Here is a 15,964-nt window from a genome sequence, read left to right on the forward strand (position 1 = left end):
GTGCGCACGGTCCTTGACGGATCGATGTTGAGATTGTCGCAAACCGCATCGAAGATCCGGACATTCGCCTGGCACGGCACGAAGCGGCTGACGTCCGCCGGCCGATGCCCGCATCGGCGAGGGCGCGGGTTGCACAGTCTCGCTTCGACTTCAGGCACCTGTGCTGTGATGGGTACAGCCAGCACGATGGCCTCGCTCGCAGAAGCGATCGGCATGATGCCTGCCGGATCTGCGGCGATTCCGGCCGTGGACGCAGACCGTCTTAGCATGGCCGAGGAGACCGGACGCATTGCGGTCTCGCTGATCGGCACCGACAAGACTCCCAAGAAGATCATTACCGAGAAGCCCCTCGAGAACGGCATCCGTGTCCTGATGGCGATTGGTGGCTCGACAAACGCGATCATCCACATGGCGGCGATCGCTGGTCGGCTCGGGCTGAAGATCGACCTCAAGAAGATGAACGAGATCAGCGACACCACCCCGGTGCTCGTCGACCTAAAGCCAACCGGCGCGTCCTACATGGAAGATCTTCATGCAGCGGGCGGCATTCCCGCCGTCATGCGCGAGCTTAGGCACCTTCTCCATCTCGATTGCGAGACGATCACGGGCGAGACAATTGGCGACCGGATCGAATCCGCCGGCGACTGGATCGACCGCAACGTCATGAAGTCCCTGGCGGAACCCATTCGCGAGAATGCGGGCTAATCGCGCTCTTCGGCAACATGGCTCCCCGTGGCGCGATCATCAAGCGGTCTGCCGCCGACCCGAAACTATTCGAGAAGACCGGTCGAGCCGTCGTCTTCACCTCGCTGCAGGATCTCGCGGCGCGCATCGACGATCCTGACTTGGATGTGACTGCTGACGACTTCCTCGTCCTTCAAAACGCCGGCCCCCTTAGCGAGGCCGCGATGCCAGAGGCCGGCTACATTCCGATCCCGTCGAAACTCGCTCGCGCTGGTGTGAAGGATATGGTGCGCATTTCCGACGCACGCATGAGTGGCACGGCATACGGGACCATCGTACTGCATGTCGCTCCGGACGCCGCTTCCGGGGGGCCGATCGGTCTTATCCGCAACGGCGAAAAGATCGCCTTGAGCGTCAAGGAGCACAGCATCAACCTGCTCGTCTCGGAAGAAGAGCTCGACCGTCGTCGTTCGGAAAACAAGGTCGAGAAACGGCCTGCTGAGCGAGGATACGAAATGCTCTACCGGGGTCACGTGCTTCAGGCCGACGAAGGGTGCGACTTCGACTTCCTTTAAAGCGTGCGGACCGCGTGATCCAGGGACTGGAGGAGAAGCAATGGCCAAGGATGTTGCTGCAAAAGCCGAGGTAGTCGATCTCGCTGCGAATTATCGGCAGGTTGGTCTCCGCGCCGTGCTAGCCGCACTGAGCATCAAGTCGGAAAGGAGGGTGTCCGCTTCCCGCGACAAGCGAAACACCGACCAAAAAGTCCGCGTCTTGACCGGCCTTCCGGGTATTAAAGGCATTCGACAGTTAAGTCGGCGCGGACACTCTGTGCGCCGCCGAAGCATGCACCGCGATCGTCTGTGCGCCTTGAGGGGACTCGAACCGGAGGCCCCGTTCATTCAAGAGGCCTGGTAAAAGCTGGGCGAATGCACGCTTCGAGAGCTGGCTAGCCAAATGCCGTGCAGGCACTGGTGTTTGAGATGGACGTGTTTGCGTGAACTGACAGGCTCGTGACTGGCGAGGACATTCGGCTGCGGAAATTTTTTTATGCATGGAACTTCTTACTTTACGTTTCACTTTACATAGCTATAACGTTGAATTGCGGCCAACCACGGAATTTCCAATGACCTACAACGTCGTCGATCCCCTGTTCTCGGAGGAGCTCCCGGAGATTCCTCTAGCAAACGCCCCGCTCGCGAGGGTTCTGGCGCAGGTCCGGTTTCCCGAAATTCAGTCCGTACAAGATAAATCGTTCGTGGCTCCGTTTCAGGAGCGGATCAGGAAACTGTATCCCCGGACGATGACTGACACGCTGAATGGCTTCCTTGTCGGCTCGCCGCATTTGGTGAGCACCAACATCTGGCGATATCTGGACGCAGACGGTTGGCGCGTATCGCTGTCCGACTCGTTCATGTCGCTCGAAACCACGAAGTACACTTCAAGGAAGGACTTTACCTCACGCTTCCTTTTCCTGCTGCAACAGTTGGCGGAGACAGTGGGTCCCACCCACACAAACCGAATTGGGATCAGATACGTCGATCAGGTCCTCCTCGATGAAAGCGAAAGCATGAGCGGCATGCTGCGGAAGGAAATGATCGGGGTAAAAGATATCTTCGGCAAGACGCACCACATGATCTCTGAACTGGAAGGAGCGTCGAAAGAGGGTGGAGTGCTCGTTCGCTGGGGACACATGCCCGCTATGGCCTCCCATGATCCAGACATCATGATTCCGATCGATAAACCATCGTGGTTTCTCGACGTGGACTCGTACAAAATACACGAATCAGAGACAGTGGCATTCAATCCTGAAGAGGTGGCCGATCTCACATATTCGCTCGCCACCAGGGCGTACACGATTTTCAGATGGTCGGTGACTGACCAGTTCCTCGACAGGTACGGGAGGATAGCTCAATGACTGCTTTAAAACGGATTTCTTCGAGCGGCACTGGGCATGGCGGGCGCGACGGCGGCGGGTTTCTCCTGTACCGACGCAGCAGGCCTGACGACTTTCGTTCGTCAGCGCCGACGACGTCCACGCTGACGGACATGTTTCAGCAGGAAACCGCAGCTGAACGAAATGTCGCGGCGGTCAGGTCGGCACGTTTCATCACGCAGCTCGGGCAGATCAAGATGATCACCGGCTACAGCTGGGAGAAGATCGCAACTCTTCTCAGCTGCACCCGCCAATCCCTGTACAACTGGCGCGATGGCCTTGTCGTCACGGACATGAACATCCGCGCGGTGCAAAGGACGCATGACGCCCTTTCCCACATCAATCGGGACAATCCCGTCGAGACGCGGGCGGTACTCGAGGCGAATGATGGTGCCATCTTCAAACTGCTCAAGGACGGTATGTTTGATGAAGCAAAGAGGTTGGCAGGTGAGGGTGTTGGCTCCGGAGCGATTACACGCGCCGGCCGTGTAAATGAGCTGCCGAGTCGCCAAGATCATTGGACTGACCGCGTGACGGCAGGTCCGGAGGAGGCCCTCGGCGACAACGGCGGCTTCGAGCAGACGGTCATCAAGCGGCGCGGTGCGCCACGAAAAAGCGACCGGTGAATGAACGACATCCTCCCTCACATCACCCTTTCCGAGGAGGAGAAGGACACTCTCAGAACGTGGCGGCAGGGAGACTACACTCTCGACGCTCGCGAGTTTCCGATCATGTTCGTGAATGAACACGGCTCGCTAGACGTGGCCTGGGAAGATGTCGAGGGTTGGGTGGTTCTAACTCAGACATGCGATATCGTGAACTTCGTTGAAGGACGCGATCATGTTGCCGTCGCACCGATCGTCGAAGCCAAGCCGGGCCTGGTCCAGGCTGTTGCCAGAGGCACGACGCCCGCTGCGGCCCAACTTGAGAACTCGCCGGGCGAAAACCTCGTCATAGACCTGACGAAACTCGGTGTCGTTCAAAAGAAGGCCTTGGCCGGCATGAGACGTGCCGTCGGCTTCAATAGCGATCAGATGCGCTGCACGTTTGCTCAGACATTGGAACGTCGATACGGTCGTTTCGCGTTTCCCGATTCCCTGAGCGACGGCCCAGTAATGGCGATCCGCAACCAATCCAAGGACAAACACAAGAAGAATTCCGACTCGGGGCGAGTTTACAGGTCTCTCCGTTGCATCAGGGTCTCAGCATCCCCTGATTTCGATACAAGAGGAGCTCAGATCCAGTTTCTGGCTGTTCTTGACGAAGAAGCTAGGCTCGAGGCTACGACAGCGGAGATAAAGAAGGAGCTCGACGGCGTCGCGGCGTCTCCGAAGTTCAATTGGCCGGAAGAATTTGACCGTGCTGTCCCGCTTTTTAGAGTCGTCACACCGGACTCCATCAGCGCACGGGAGTGGTTTACCAGCCATCAAATTGACCTTGATTTCCTCTCTCCTCCCAAGGATCTCTGAGCGTGCAGCGATGCTCGACACAGCACCTGTAGTTCCGATTGATACATTATGCGCCACATCTGTAACGGGCTTTGCGTCAATCCCTTGTGAGCTTAATCCCTCGCCGAGTGCTTGCTTCCGTCCGCAGTCGAAGCTTTGCCGCTGCTCTATGGGGTCTGCTGAGGACCGGCTGACCAATCTTTTAGAGGCGCAGTCACCTTGTGCTGCTCGTCGCATAACGGCCTAACCCATCCATCGTCCCGGCGAAGGGACCTTGCTCCGGAGGGCTGATGGCTGTGCCCGTCCGAAAGCCTGTCTTGTCGTCTCCTCCCTCAAGCCGCCAGGGTGGGCGCTCCCTTATGACGAATGAAGTTGGTTCTGTCCCTGAGCATGCAATGCAACGCCACCGCCAGCTTGCGGGCCAGCGCCACGCGCGCCTTTCTCGGACCGGCACGTCTGGCGACCGCCAACGCCCGGCCCTTCAGATCGGAACCTTTGACCGGTCGCGTCAGAATGACATTGGCCGCCTCGTAGAGCGCGGTTCGCACGCTCCCATCGCCGATCTTCGAGATGCGACCGCTATGATCGGTCTTGCCCGATTGATATTTCTTCGGCGTCAATCCGAAGTGCGGCCCCACCGCCCGTGAGGAGCGGAATCGCTCCGGCGCATCGACGGCCGCCACAAACGTCAGCGCCACCAGGACGCCAACGCCTGGCGTCGTCATCAACCGAAGGGCGTTGTCGTCCCGGCGGGCGATGGCGCGCAGCTTCTGCTCAAAACCTGCAAATTCATGCACAAGCGCCTCGCGCACCTTCAATAGTGCAGTCGCGATCGCTTCCAGTCTACAACGTCATTCATAGTCCTTTTCCTCCCACCTGCTCGAGACGATTGGCGCTTGCCCAAAGCGACGCAGCGGCAAGCGTTTCCGCGAATCTCGTTCCTTCATGATTGATCGCTCGAAGCTTCTGACCGCTCTAGAATCCGCTTGAGTACATTCTAATATGGTATAGTGTACGCAGGACAACTTCCGGTTTCGAAGGCCGTGCGGCTTCGGGCCGTAGCGGAGAGAAGCAAATGATCAAAGGTGGTGTCGCTTCGATTTACGTGACAGACATGAAACGATCGGTTGAGTTCTACCAAAGCGTGCTCGGATTGACCTTGCGGAACCAGGTCGGAGACGATTGGGCCGAACTCCAGGCAGGCCCGGGCCTTATTCTCGGGCTGCACATCGCCCGTCCGCCCGAAACCGTGGCGGCAGGTACTGCAGGGGCGATCAACGTCGAGCTTCACGTTGCGGGCACGATGGAGGATGCAGTTTCTATCCTCGCGAACCGGGGAGCGGCAATCGAAGGTGAGATTGCGAACTACGAGCACGTCCGGATAGCCATGCTGCGCGATCCCGATGGCAACTCGATCCTCCTTGCGGAAGTGCTCGGCTAGAGAGATTTTCAGTCCATCGGAGGAGGGACGATGCACCATAACATCCTGGCCTACTGGCGCCACTTGCAGAGCCTGCCGCGCGGACATGAGGATCTACCCTCGCCGCGCGTCAACCGCCTGATGCTGAACATGTTCGAAGGCTGGCGTGGCCAGCAGGTTTTTCCGTCGTTCGGCAGCCTCGGCCATATTCGCGATCACGACGGCGAAGGGGTAATGGAGCTACCGTTGGTCGAGCGGCGCGGCTTGGCGATGGCGCGCACGCTCGAATTGATCTCCAGCGACTGGGGCCACGTCCGCGGGGTGTTCAAGATCGATCCCGACGAGTTGATCGTCGGCACGATGCCCCCCTACTCGGTCGGTCAGGGCAAGGAGGTGATGGACTACTTCAAGGACGACCGCGACGAGCGCGACGAGCGGCTGGAGTTCGAGGCGCGCTTCCTTAATCAGTGGTCGAATTTCGGCCACATCTGTCCGAACCATGAGAAGGTCGTGCGCCGAGGACTGCGTGCGATAATCGATGAATGCGTCGCATTCCGCGACACTTGCACCGACCCCGAACGCAAATCGTTCTACACTTCAGTTGCAACGGCGCTGGAAAGCGTAATCTTGTTCGCGAACAATTACGCGGCGGCCGCCGAGGGCCAGGCAGAGCTTTATCGCCGGGTGCTGCAGGAGAAGCCGAACCACCCGCAAAGTGCCGTGTTCAGCGAGCGGGTCGATGGCATGTCGGCCGCCGCCGAACGGCTGCGCCGGATTCCTGCTGCGCCGTGTGAAAGCTTCACGGACGCCGTGCAGTGCATCTTCCTGATGAATTGCGCGCTGCATTGGACCGGCGAGTTGACCTCGCTCGGCCGGCTGGACCAGATTCTGCAGCCGTTCCTTAACCCCGAAGAACTTAAAACAGGCGCGGCGCAGGTTGTGATCGACTGCCTGTGGGTCAAGCTCGACCAGCGCGTGACACTCGACAACCGGATGATTGTCGACCACTTCTCGCAGGCGGACGGCGCGCTGATGGGCGCAGGCGGTGCCAGCAATTTCGATCAGGGCGCATTGACCAACCAGTGGATGCAGCAACTCACGATCGGCGGCCTGATCGCCGACAACGAGGCAGAGCCGAAGGATGCCTGCAACGATGTCACGCGGCTTTGCCTGCACGCCGCCCGCCGCTTCCCGTTCAATTGCCCGACACTGGACCTGAGGGTTCACAAGAACACTCCAGGCGACGTGATCGATCTCGCCGCGCGCGCGTTGCTGAGCGGTGGCGCGCATCCGGTGCTGCTCAACGACGACAAGCTGGTTCCCGCGCTTCGCCGCGCGGGGGCGGGAGTTGAACTCAAGAGCGCGCGAAACTATGCCTGCGATGGCTGTTACGAGACGATCTTCCCCGGCGAGACCGAGTTCAGCTTTATCTACGTTCCCGGGGTCGATGTCCTCGAGAAGGCGCTCAACAGCGGTGCCGGCTTCGGAGCCTCGGGCGGCACGTTCCTTCGGGGAATGAAGGGTAGCTACCGCTCGCCTCCGGCCAATGAGATCGCCGGTTTCGAAGATTTCTTTGCGATCATGGAGGAGCATATCTGGCTCAACGTGAATCGCCAGATCGCCGGCTTTCTATCGGCATATGGCGCGAAAGGCGCGGTTTGCCCATCGCCGATCCTATCGGCGATGGTCGACGGCTGTCTCGAAAGCGGCCGGGACTTCTACGACGGCGGCGCGCGCTTTCACATGTTCGCCCCGCTGATGACGGGAATCAGCACGGTCGCGGATTCGCTCTATGTGCTGGAGAAGCTGGTGTTCGGGGAACAGGTGATCGCGCTCGATGAACTCGTCGCCTGCCTTCGTTCGGACTGGGGTGCGCGTTCGGACGTGGTCGGGCGCAAGATCACCCCCGAACGGGTGGCGGAGCTGCGCGCGCTGTGTCTTGCACAGCTCAGGTTCGGCCACGGCAACAAAGCGGTCGACCGCCACGCTTGGCGCCTGATCGACTCGTTCGTCGATTCGATCGAACGAGCGCTGAAGCATCCGATGCATGCGGCCGCCATCGCGCAGCTCGAAAGTCGATTCGCCTCGCCCGGAAAGCCATTCAACCTGGTAGTCACGCCCGGGGTCGGAACCTTCGAGCAGTATAATTTCGGGGGTAGCTTCAGCGGAGCGACCCCCGATGGGAGGCGTGCGAGCGCACCGCTCGCCTCGGATCTTTCCGCCTCTCCCTATCCGCAGGATCTCGAAGTGCCTGAGGGCACCCCGATCCCTTCGCTGACGCAGGCTTTCGCCTCGTGGAACGATCGCGCGGTAACGCGCTTCGCTGACGGAGCGCCGTCCGATTTCAACATCGCCGAGGACAGTTCCCCCGAAGCCCTCACTAAGGCGATCCGTGTCTTCGCCGATGGGCAGGGCAGCAATGTGATGACGGTCACGACCGCGAACCCCACGACGCTCGCCGCTGCAGAAGCGGCGCCTGGTGACTACGACCTTGTCCGGGTGCGTATGGGCGGTTGGACGGAGTTCTTCGCCGTCCTGTTCAGCGATCACAAGCGACAGCACCGCCGCCGTCCCGTCTATGCGGTCTGACTCTGACCAGGGAGCGCCTATGCCAAAGGACCTCGACACTATGCTCGTCCCCTTGCCGGATCCACTTTATAGCACCCCGTATCAAAACGGCATCACCGACCCAATGTGGCCGGCCGAGTTCGATGGTGCGATGGATATTCGACAGATCGCCGAACTGCTTGGCAAACTCAACCGTTCGGGCCGGCTCTCGGACGATTCGCCGCCCCATCCCGGTGAAGCCGAATTGCAGGCGGCATATATGTCCGACTATGCCGGCCGAATTGCGCGCCAAAACAATCTGACGCTGATCCGCGCCAATGTCCTTTCGAACGATCGCGCCGAGCTGATCGATATTCTCAGATTGCTCACCCAATTTGCAGTCGAGGAAATGGAGCGCAAACCGTCGATCGCCCATGTCGGGGTGTTGGAGCACATTCCGGCAAGCTACCGCGTAACTGTCACTTTCGGTTTCGGCGCCACGCTGTTCGTTGACCCTGCCGGTACCGATCGGTTCGGACTGCGCGCGCGCAAGCCGAAATATCTGAAGCAAATGCCGAGGTTTCCAGGCGATGCCGCGCATTTCGATCCGGCGAGAACCGGCACCGACCTGCTGATCGCGGTTTGCAGCGACCACCCCTATGTGAACGTCGCAACGTCTCGTTTCTTCGTGGAACTCTTCAACCGTCGTTTCCGCGAGGCCCATGCCGAAATTGCGGCTGGCCGAAATTTGCTCGAGTTCGTTTCGGTCGAGGAAGGCTTTGCCCGTAAGGACAAACGCGAGTTCCTTCGCTTCGACGATGGGATCGACAACGTTCATATGGGTGCCGACGATCTCCACCGCTTCGTCTATGTCGAGGAAACCGACGGCGAGCCAGCCTGGTGCGTGAACGGCAGCTATCTGGTCTACCGCAAGATCCGCGAGGACATGCCGCGCTGGGAGGCGATGAAGCAGGCTGAGCAGGAGCACCATATCGGCCGCCACAAGGAATCGGGGAAGCCGTTGTCGCGGCAGGTGGAAGGAGAAGACGGGATGCTGCCGGTCTACCCCGATCCGGCAGACGCAGTCGACGGCCCGCTCAATTCGCATGTCCGCAAAGTCCAGCCGCGCCGCTCCGAACCCGATCTGTTCGGCCTGCCCGATCTCGAGCGACGGTTCGTGCGCCGTCCCTATCCCTTCTTCGATGGGTTCGATCCGGCCACCGGCAGCGTGATCAACGGCCTGCAGTTCGTCGCGTTCATGAAATCGATCCAGCAGCAGTTCGAACACGTCACCAACATGTGGCAGATGAACCCGGATTTCCCGGTTTCTGGCACCGGGATCGACGTGATGTTCGCCAATGAAATCCTCTCCGTGATCGACGGCGGCTATTACTTCTGCCCGCCCGGCCTGCGAAAGCCGGGGGACTATATCGGCGCGCCGTTGTTTGAAGGGCTGCCGGAATGGTGAGCGCCGACGCCTTCGATGCGGGTTGGGTCGACGCGGCTACAGCACGGGCGTTGGCGAAGGAATCGAAGCTGTCCGAGGGGCTGTTCCTCCGAAGCCTGATAGAGCGTGCCAAGAAGCTCTCGCGCTCGACGATGTCGAACTATCGGGTCGGCGCTGTCGTGCTGGGCGGCAGTGGGGCGATTTATCTTGGAGCGAACATCGAACTTCCCGGGAGCGAGTTGTGCCAGACGATCCATGCCGAGCAATCGGTCGTGATCAATGCACTGAGCCACGGAGAGACCAGGCTTGCAGCGCTGGCGATTTCGGCAGCGCCGTGCGGATCGTGCCGCCAGTTCCTGAACGAGTTGGCGGACGCCGACAGGCTGGCGATCTGGCTCGCCCGCGACACACCTTATTCGCTGGTGGATCTCCTGCCGAAATCCTTCGGACCGCAGGATCTCGGCGTGACCGGCGGATTGCTTGCGCCGCAGGACAACGGGCTCGTGACACAGGGCAGGCCCGATGCCGCCGGCCAAGCTGCGCTCGATGCGGCGAATCGCAGCTATGCGCCTTACACAAAGAGCTTCGCCGGCTGCGTGTTCGTGCTCGATGACGGCACTCTGTGGCCGGGCCCCTATGTTGAGAACGCCGCCTTCAACCCGAGCCTGTCGCCAGGTCAGACCGCTCTGGTCGGGCTCACGATGGCCGGGCGCGACTGGCGGACGATACGCGAGGTGGTGTTGGTTGAGACCTCCGATAGTCCGGTGGATCATCGACGGGCATTGGACCAACTGCTCGGCTCGCTCGGCCTTGGCATCACGCCCGCCACCATTCTGGTCACCGCAAAAGTGGGAGAAGCATAATGGCAGAAGACCGCAAGGGAACCAGCTTCTATTTCTTTGATTTCGACGACAACATCATGTTCCTCGATACGCCGATCCTGCTGCGCAACAAGCAGAACGGCGCGATCAGGACCGTATCGACCAGCGAGTTCGCCACGATCCGCAAGATCCTCGGCGCGCCGGGCGAGTGGGTGGATTACGAGCAGTTCGAGGATACCTATCAGCATTTTGGTGATCGCGATCCGGCAACGCTGGGACCCGACGAAAGGCAATATCTGCTCGAGGACGTCGCGGCGACCATCGCCGGTGCCGACCAAGGCTGGCAGGCCCCGGCATGGCCGCTCCTCCAATATGCCTGCGAAAAGCAGCGTCCGCTCGCCATCGTCACTGCGCGGGGTCATAGCCGCGAGACGATCAAGGCGGCGATCACGCTGCTGGTTAAGGCGGGACTGTTGTCCCGCGAGCCGAACTATCTCGAGATTTACGCGGTAAACAACCCGCAGATGAAGGTCGAACTCGCCGAGGGCCTGCCAGCCGGGCCGCGCGCCCAGTTCGATGCGGGCGAGGACGTCACTTCGGATCTCAAGCGCGTGGCGATCAATGCGATCGTAGAGAAAGCTGCGAAGGAATACGGTCCCACGCTGCCGCACCGCTTCGGAATGTCGGATGACGATCCGACCAATGTGGACCTAATCGTCAAGGCTATGTGCGATTCCAAGAAGCGCTACATGCACATGCGGTTCTTCGTCATCGACACACACAAGGATGAGCACGTCAAGCTGGAGGTCTTCCCGGCGGACTTCCCCGTGGTTGGCCATCCTTTCCCCGAACGGATATTATGACAAAGCCAGTACGCTATGTTTGACCTCGCGTGGCTGCCGTCTTTTCGCGGCGGCCTTCCGTTTGTCCTCGAGCGCCTGTTGCCGTGCGGCATTAGTGGATTCGGTCGGATCGCGGCCTTGGGCCTGCTCGCTCCAGGAACTCGGGGCATCCCGGAAGAACATTTCGCGCCGCGAGTTGAGGTAGGTTCCCGGGGAAAAATCGTCCGCTGTCCAGTCATTCGTCTCTTCGAGAAACGCGCCTACCACATCCTTTGCCTTGCCGGCCTGACTATTGGCCGCGTCCCGGAAATAGAAATGTTCGTGAAGCCTGAGAAACTCCGTCAGATAGATGTCGGCGACACGAGTATCGCCCCTTATCAGGACCATATTTTCGTCGTTGTTCTGGAGACTGTTCTTGGAGAAGTTCGCTGATCCAGTGCAGATGAGGGGATCATCTGATAACGGGTCTATCATCAGGTATTTGGTGTGGATGAAGAAGACATTGCCGCTTTCACGGGTGTGTTCTTCCCGCCAGAACCACTCTCCGAGAGGGAAATCCTCGATGTCAATGGTCTTGGTAGCCCGCTTTCCGTTCGGCAGCGTGACCACGATTTTCTTCTTGCCTAGCACCGCGCCATAGGAGGTTGTGAGCATCGGGTCGCGGCCGTTTTTGTTGAAGGCCGCAATTAGTTCCGCTGGCGGACGTGATTCCATCACCAGCATGCGAAGGCAGTCGCGCTTTTGCGCCAGAACGGGAATGAGGACTGGGCTGACCGTGAAAGCGACCGTGAACATTGCTAGGTCGCGTGCGTCGAGTATTCGGTTGCCGTACCAGAACAGCATTGCGAGGTCATCCCGCGCGCAGAAAATCGGAGTTGAACCGGGTTCGATGACCTCATCCGGCTGGGGCGAGCTGTCCTTGGTACCCTTCTTTACAGCCGCGGCCGCCGGGTTGGTCGCTAGCAGATTCCAGTAATCCTGGTAGCTTCCGGCCAGCTTTGAATCGCGAAACAGATGACCGACATTGGACTGCCCGAGGAACCCCGACATGGTAATGTTCGTCGAGCCGGTCCAAACGGCCAACGGCTTACCGGACTTCGATGCGTGGATGATAAATTTGTTATGCGGGATGGTAGGCCTAGTCCGTTCGATCAGCACTCCCGAACCAGCTAGTTTACTGCCGATTGCGTCCTTGTTGGCCTTAACGGCGTGATAGATGATGCGGACTTTGACGCCGCGTTTCAGTGCTTCGTCAAACGCGTCAATGATTGGCTGATAGGTGAACTCGTAGAGGCAGGCGTGGAGCGAATCCCCTTTTTTTGCTGACTTGATATAGGCAATGCAAGCTTCGAGCAGGCCACGCGAAAGCCAACGGGTCTTGATATTGTTGACGTCAAGTACTTCGGCCTCGGTCGGCGGGATGTTGCCGAATTCGCGAGCATAATGCTGACTGGCAATTGCTCCTCGATTGAACCAGATTCCGTGCTTGCCGTCGTCTTCGTCTTCCGTCCTGATCCTCAGCGCAATCATGCGATGTTGATCAAGTTCAAGATCGTTTACCGGACCGTATGCGGGGAATACCTCGTATTGATAATCGGTACTCGGCACCGTGCCATAATCCGACCAGAAGAATTTTTGAATTGGGTGCTTGTCCGTTCGGAATACCTTGAACCTTCCGTTGATCTTTTCCTTTGGCTTGGGCTCGACCGATTTGAAAACCTTGCTGGACTGGAGCCACTTCACGCTTGTAACCGTTTCGCCATCGGGTTTCTTGAGATATTCAGTACGACGGATCGAAAAGCCTCTAAGGCCATTTCGTGTTTCCAGATTAGCATCGAAGGCGAGAAGTACCGAACGCGTCCCGGTGATGGCGCGAACCTTCAGGCCGTTATTCTCCTCAAAATACCGCATGCCGTTCCCCCATGTATTTCTTGAGTTCAGTCGACGCCTTGGTTGAGTGCTGTCGACTATACAACTTTTCGCTCATTACAGAAGCGGCCATTTGCTGCGATCACGACGACTGGCAAGAAAATCTCCCGTGAGAGATCTGCTTGCCTCGCCTGCAGGGAGGAGAAATGGCGGCTTTCAGTTCGCGCCCGCGACGTTGATCGGAGGCTGTTGGGTGCGCGGAAATCGAAGGCGCCGGCGCCCGCCCGAAGGTCGAAGGTCGCGCCGCTACCAAACCGCCTGCCAGCGTTCATCTTTACGCGACGTCTCGGCCAGCACCATCTGCAGTTGCATCGGTATCAACCCGGTGATGGCCCGCGGCGATACTTGCGGGCACCGTAGAAAAAGGGGTCGTCGCGTCCCCGAGACGCTGCGGATAAAACTTCTCCAAGGTCGCCAGCCCAGCAACTATCACCATGGCAGCAATCGCGATAAGCTTGCTCGGCTTGCTAGGACTGACAGTCACCCCCGCAAGGATCCCTAGGCTTGCTATGCCGAAAGGCACAACATTCCTAATAAGGTCGGCAGCCATGATTTTGCCCTTCGTTGTGAGTGGTGGCCTCTTGGCCTCAGCACGACGGTGCCGGAGATTTACCCTCCACACACGCTTCCGGATCCCGCCTAGGCGAGCGGCGGTAGCCACCATCCGACATCTTCAACGTGATCATATCTTTCGTCCCTCAAACCAGCAGTACCTCTGCCAATTTCAGTCAATAGCCCACCAGCTCTTCTTCTGTCGGTGGTTTGGATAGCTTCCCGGCGATTCGCGACATGATCGTCGTCATGGTCGCCGCGTCGTTGTCGAATCCACCATGACTGGTGGACCGAGTGGTTGAGCCCTCAGACCGGTCAATTTTCAGGCGATCAGACTGGGGAAGCCGCTCCGTATAAATCTCCATGCCGGCCAGCGGTGTATTGGGCTGATCCTCGTAGGCGCGGGAAACGAGATAGAGAAGAGATCGGCCGTAACCTGGGAGCCCGGCGGCGGCCACAGTGTCTTTCAGTTCAAGCGAGTCCCGCATCTGGTACAAGTAGATCTTGTCGGCGAGCTTCCATGCCCCCTTCCCCACCAGGTATGGCGCATAACGTTTGGCAAAGAAGTCCGTCGTGCAAGCCGGCGCCATAAGGTGAATGCTTTCGATCCCCAGGCTCCCCGCTTCCAGCTGATCCGCGCTTGCCAGCAACTCTCCAAGGACGATCGATCCGGCGCTGTGACCCACAAGATGTATTTTCGGGCTCTTCTTAGCCTTCGCTAAGCCCTGCATCAGGGGCTTAAGACCAAAGGTGCCGCCATTGTACTCGCCGCGCCGGTCAAAGGCGGCAACGGCATCCTGTTTCATGTTGCGCCAGGCCCTGCTGCCAAGCGCCTTTCCCAAGCCCGTCTCGAACAGGAGGTCCCCGATCCAGCCGCCGACACGCCCAGACTGAGATTGGGACAGGGCCCCAAACGCTTCATCGAAGAAGCCAGATCCCCACATCAGATGGAAGTTGTAGATACCGTTGCGCCCGAAGATGTCGTGCCGCTTCCACGTCGCGATGCGGCTGGCCTCATCGTCGAGGGCATTCAGCCCTCCGTGACAGTATATGACAAGGTGGTCGTATCCGGCTCCACCGTTCGCTTTCGGGTCGGTCAATCGCTTCACGGTCTCCTGCATTTCAACAGGGATGGGAGATGCGTATCTGCCGTTCACCACATAGCGACCGTCGTCGATGTTGATGAAATGCCCAACAATGTCGCTTCTGTTCGGCGCCGCCTTCACTTGCGGAGACGTTGCCGCCGATGGCGCCCCTCGAGGAATAGCACTGAAGGCGGTGGGGGCCCGGACGCCCAGTTGCAGGACCCAGGCGTCCATCAGCGTGGCCGCCCAGTCTTCGTACCGCCAATGTGCGATGCCGTCTTTGGCCCAGGCAGGTCCCCACGAGTTCAGGACCCAGAAGCCAGTCGAATCATAGCCGACAATTGCGAACGCGTGGCCGCCGATCGAATTTCCGCCAGGCGTGATTTCTCCATCGATTGGCTCTTTCCAATTTTCATGAATTTGAGCGGAGGCGTAAATGACCCCAACCTCGTGCAGAGCTACATGGAAATCGGACAGGTCAGCCTGGACCCGGTAATACGCACCAAGTCGGTTTTCGCGAGCATCCTTGTTGATCTCGTAGGTCAGCACCCACTCGTCCGCACCGTCGTCGGGAGAAAGATCCAATCTGCAGACGCCGTTTCGAAAAAATCCGCTAAGCCCTCCGCGAAGGCTTGAGCCTTCATACGCGGTCCCTGCCCACTCATCGTTTCTCTTCGCCATCTCATAAAGCATTCTGGCGCTGACACGGACCGGCCTTGTCGCGAGAGTCTCTCTGTGGGTGAGAACGTCGATCACGTGCGCAAGAGCGAATCCGGTACAGGAAGATGAGAGTCCCTGGTCCCGAATGGGGAATGAGATTGAAGGATAGATGCTGTCTGGGAGCGCTTGCAGCGATGGTGAATAAATCCGGTCCCGGATGTCCGGTAGGTCCGGCAAGACGTCAAGGATGCGTTTGCCGAGCTTTGCCGGCTTGAGGCTGATTTTTCGGCTAGCTATCCGAATCTCCCGATCGCCTCGCTTGCTGGGTACTGGTGCGTCGGCTGGCTCCGTCTCGGGCGGAGCCAATGTTCGTTTTGTTTCCAGTGCGTTCTTGATGTCCTCCTTTTCGAACCCCTGCTCTGCCGTCGCTTCGGTGCGTGCCTTGTCAGAAGGCGAAGAAGGCCGTTTAGCCATGTTGCTCCCCCATGCCCTCCTCGGTAGAGGATCAAGTGTATTACTACTTGCTTATCAAGACAACCATGATACAGTGCTGCTATCAACATTCTAGTTTATCGCGTTCCCTCTGGTGCGCC

12 protein-coding genes and 2 pseudogenes are annotated in these 15,964 nt (G+C 59.0%); 10 read left to right on the forward strand and 4 right to left on the reverse strand.

From position 1 onward, the window contains the following. Positions 1 to 290, reverse strand: a 290-nt coding sequence (locus tag QN219_RS34315; RefSeq protein WP_405052283.1) for a 3-oxoacyl-[acyl-carrier-protein] synthase III C-terminal domain-containing protein, incomplete at its 3' end; no start/stop codon positions are given. Here QN219_RS34315 and QN219_RS29260 point away from each other — a divergent pair. The 5 genes and pseudogenes from QN219_RS29260 (at position 187) to QN219_RS29280 (ending at position 4,089) form a co-directional block, all read left to right on the forward strand. Then, positions 187 to 1,259: pseudogene (locus tag QN219_RS29260) on the forward strand (dihydroxy-acid dehydratase). The gene QN219_RS34315 and the pseudogene QN219_RS29260 sit on opposite strands and share 104 nt — an antisense overlap. 40 nt (positions 1,260 to 1,299) lie before the next feature. Next, positions 1,300 to 1,602, forward strand: coding sequence for a hypothetical protein (locus QN219_RS29265; RefSeq protein WP_284003873.1), 303 nt, complete (start codon positions 1,300 to 1,302; stop codon positions 1,600 to 1,602). A 208-nt stretch (positions 1,603 to 1,810) separates the two neighbouring features. Further along, positions 1,811 to 2,602: a TIGR04255 family protein gene (locus QN219_RS29270; RefSeq protein ID WP_284003874.1), complete on the forward strand. Its 792-nt coding sequence runs from the start codon at positions 1,811 to 1,813 to the stop codon at positions 2,600 to 2,602. A 215-nt stretch (positions 2,603 to 2,817) separates the two neighbouring features. Then, complete coding sequence (locus tag QN219_RS29275) at positions 2,818 to 3,246, forward strand: hypothetical protein (protein WP_284003877.1); 429 nt, start codon at positions 2,818 to 2,820, stop codon at positions 3,244 to 3,246. Continuing rightward, a complete protein-coding gene (locus QN219_RS29280; protein ID WP_284003878.1) occupies positions 3,247 to 4,089 on the forward strand; it encodes a hypothetical protein in 843 nt (280 codons plus the stop codon). Positions 4,090 to 4,400: 311 nt separating this feature from the next. Here QN219_RS29280 and QN219_RS29285 read toward each other — a convergent pair. Continuing rightward, a pseudogene (locus tag QN219_RS29285) lies at positions 4,401 to 4,802 on the reverse strand (transposase); the annotation flags it as partial. A gap of 341 nt (positions 4,803 to 5,143) precedes the next feature. On the opposite strand from QN219_RS29285, the gene QN219_RS29290 reads away from it, so the two are divergent. The 5 genes from QN219_RS29290 to QN219_RS29310 are packed head-to-tail and all read left to right on the forward strand — an operon-like array spanning position 5,144 to position 11,166. Beyond that, entirely contained in the window at positions 5,144 to 5,509 is a 366-nt protein-coding gene (locus tag QN219_RS29290; protein WP_284003879.1) for a VOC family protein, read from the forward strand. A 30-nt stretch (positions 5,510 to 5,539) separates the two neighbouring features. Continuing rightward, positions 5,540 to 8,077 (forward strand): pyruvate formate lyase family protein, encoded by a 2,538-nt coding sequence (locus QN219_RS29295; protein ID WP_284003880.1) that lies wholly within the window; start codon positions 5,540 to 5,542, stop codon positions 8,075 to 8,077. Between the two features lie 19 nt (positions 8,078 to 8,096). Beyond that, positions 8,097 to 9,503: a Dyp-type peroxidase gene (locus QN219_RS29300; protein ID WP_284003881.1), complete on the forward strand. Its 1,407-nt coding sequence runs from the start codon at positions 8,097 to 8,099 to the stop codon at positions 9,501 to 9,503. Next, the gene (gene cdd / locus QN219_RS29305; RefSeq protein ID WP_284003882.1) at positions 9,497 to 10,345 is read left to right on the forward strand and encodes a cytidine deaminase; all 849 of its coding nucleotides are present in this window, start codon (positions 9,497 to 9,499) and stop codon (positions 10,343 to 10,345) included. Before QN219_RS29300 ends, cdd begins: the two co-directional genes overlap by 7 nt. After that, positions 10,345 to 11,166 (forward strand): hypothetical protein, encoded by an 822-nt coding sequence (locus QN219_RS29310; protein WP_284003883.1) that lies wholly within the window; start codon positions 10,345 to 10,347, stop codon positions 11,164 to 11,166. The genes cdd and QN219_RS29310 overlap by 1 nt, the downstream gene beginning before the upstream one ends. Here QN219_RS29310 and QN219_RS29315 read toward each other — a convergent pair. Together QN219_RS29315 and QN219_RS29320 are read right to left on the reverse strand one after the other, a co-directional pair. After that, positions 11,161 to 13,056: a phospholipase D-like domain-containing protein gene (locus QN219_RS29315; protein ID WP_284003885.1), complete on the reverse strand. Its 1,896-nt coding sequence runs from the start codon at positions 13,054 to 13,056 to the stop codon at positions 11,161 to 11,163. The genes QN219_RS29310 and QN219_RS29315 overlap by 6 nt on opposite strands. 746 nt (positions 13,057 to 13,802) lie before the next feature. Then, positions 13,803 to 15,845: a C1 family peptidase gene (locus QN219_RS29320; RefSeq protein ID WP_284003887.1), complete on the reverse strand. Its 2,043-nt coding sequence runs from the start codon at positions 15,843 to 15,845 to the stop codon at positions 13,803 to 13,805. Positions 15,846 to 15,964: the final 119 nt, after the last annotated feature.

It is taken from the genome of Sinorhizobium sp. 8-89, from assembly GCF_030124325.1.
Lineage (GTDB): Bacteria > Pseudomonadota > Alphaproteobacteria > Rhizobiales > Rhizobiaceae > Sinorhizobium.

Coding starts and splice junctions, on each gene's coding strand:
- QN219_RS29265 (WP_284003873.1), top strand. CDS start 1,300: ATGGCCAAGGATGTTGCTGCAAAAGCCGAGGTAGTCGATCTCGCTGCG.
- QN219_RS29270 (WP_284003874.1), top strand. CDS start 1,811: ATGACCTACAACGTCGTCGATCCCCTGTTCTCGGAGGAGCTCCCGGAG.
- QN219_RS29275 (WP_284003877.1), top strand. CDS start 2,818: ATGATCACCGGCTACAGCTGGGAGAAGATCGCAACTCTTCTCAGCTGC.
- QN219_RS29280 (WP_284003878.1), top strand. CDS start 3,247: ATGAACGACATCCTCCCTCACATCACCCTTTCCGAGGAGGAGAAGGAC.
- QN219_RS29290 (WP_284003879.1), top strand. CDS start 5,144: ATGATCAAAGGTGGTGTCGCTTCGATTTACGTGACAGACATGAAACGA.
- QN219_RS29295 (WP_284003880.1), top strand. CDS start 5,540: ATGCACCATAACATCCTGGCCTACTGGCGCCACTTGCAGAGCCTGCCG.
- QN219_RS29300 (WP_284003881.1), top strand. CDS start 8,097: ATGCCAAAGGACCTCGACACTATGCTCGTCCCCTTGCCGGATCCACTT.
- cdd (WP_284003882.1), top strand. CDS start 9,497: ATGGTGAGCGCCGACGCCTTCGATGCGGGTTGGGTCGACGCGGCTACA.
- QN219_RS29310 (WP_284003883.1), top strand. CDS start 10,345: ATGGCAGAAGACCGCAAGGGAACCAGCTTCTATTTCTTTGATTTCGAC.
- QN219_RS29315 (WP_284003885.1), bottom strand. CDS start 13,056: ATGCGGTATTTTGAGGAGAATAACGGCCTGAAGGTTCGCGCCATCACC.
- QN219_RS29320 (WP_284003887.1), bottom strand. CDS start 15,845: ATGGCTAAACGGCCTTCTTCGCCTTCTGACAAGGCACGCACCGAAGCG.